The organism is Bacillus sp. P4_D3 (assembly GCF_056401855.1).
The window spans coordinates 1-1,496 of the sequence record NZ_JBFUIN010000736.1; the positions used below are offsets into that span (position 1 = coordinate 1).

Sequence of the window (1,496 nt, forward strand, 5' to 3'; positions counted from 1 at the left end):
ATCATAAAACTATGTGCATAAAATCATACCGCTTAAGAAATGCTACAAATGGAGGTGTATACATATGGAACCAATGCTATGTCCAAGCTGTAAAACGAACCGAACTCGCTTTAATATTCTTGAGCAACAAGTAAAACCAGTAAAATTAAATCCACAAACTGGTCAAGTAGAAGAAGAATACACAAATGAAACGATGAACGCTTTTCATATGGCTTATCAAGGACCTACTTACCGCGTCCAATGTGCTGTATGCGGGCTTGTTGAAAACCCAGAGCAATTTATAAAACCTGCGCAAAATCAGTCTTTCTCTTAAACATTTTCCCTACCCCCTATCAATTTTCTATAGGGGGGTTTTTCCGTTTTACGTAAGTAAGGTGGACAATTGCTGTTTAATCAAAGGTTCCTAATTCATCTACATGTCTACTATTCATACACCGTCATATATTTTTCAATTTCACACGATTATAGTGGACCCAATAGAGTTAAAGAACAGCTAAGCCTTGCGACCCAAAGTAAGGAAAATTGGATGAAGCAACAACCTGCAACCTTACTAGACTACCATCACTTTGAATATTAAATGCTGACACTGTCCCCTGATTTCCGTTAAGGGTGTAAAAATTTCGTCCATCTTTACTCACTCCAACATCCATCGGAAGACCTGGTGCTGTTCCCGGCGGTGTACTAGTAATATGCCTTACTACTGACAGTACTCCATTGGGGGCGATCTGATAGGTGGATATGGTGCCACTTAAAGTGTTCGTAGTATAGGCAAAACGTTCATCCTTCGTTGTTATAACCCAACAAGCAGTTTTATATCCGTTTTGTACAGAGCCGCTGATTACATGAAGAGTACCGTCATTTCTCAATGAATAAGATGACAACGCATTTGAAACTGCTTCTGTAACTAAGAGAATTCCGGACGATAGAAAGTAAGCACCCAATGGGCCTTTACCGTAAGAATCATTAACAATTGGTCCTGTAACCGTACCATCTGTATTTACATGGAAGACACTGAGATGGTTTGATGTAAGCTCGGAGACAACGATTTTACTACCATCCGGGGTGAAGAGAACTTGTGCAGGCTGAGCATTAAAGGTACTGAGAGCATGAGTGGATCCTGGAATATGTGTAAGGTTTCCCTTATCATCTATGTGAAATCCAGTAATATTTGATGCAAAATTGTTTGCAGCATTACCTACATTGGACACGTAGAGAAGATTATCATACACACCAATGCTATTGGGCTGAGCACCTCCTGATGGCTTTACATCCACGAAAATCGGCACCCCGTTATCTGCTATGATAAAACTACTGATACTATGACTGCCTGCGTTAACTGCAAATAGGAAACGACCATCACGGGACAATGTCAGAGAACCTTGTGATGCTAGAGGATCTATACCATCGTTTGCCGTTTCTGTAGAAACTTCCTTTATACCAGTACCTCTTCCGTAAGTTCGGTAAGAACCTAAAAAGGTGAGCATTCCATTCGTATC

At 40.4% G+C, this 1,496-nt stretch carries 2 protein-coding genes; one reads left to right on the top strand and one right to left on the bottom strand.

Annotation, left to right across the window (positions count from 1 at the left end):
* Window positions 1–64: 64 nt before the first annotated feature.
* Complete coding sequence (locus tag AC1DTM_RS26125) at window positions 65–313, top strand: hypothetical protein (protein WP_000433610.1); 249 nt, start codon at window positions 65–67, stop codon at window positions 311–313.
* 169 nt (window positions 314–482) lie between these two features.
* On the opposite strand, the gene AC1DTM_RS26130 is transcribed toward AC1DTM_RS26125, so the two are convergent.
* Window positions 483–1,496 (bottom strand): lactonase family protein (locus AC1DTM_RS26130; RefSeq protein ID WP_477001248.1); only part of this gene is annotated, 1,014 nt, incomplete at its 5' end.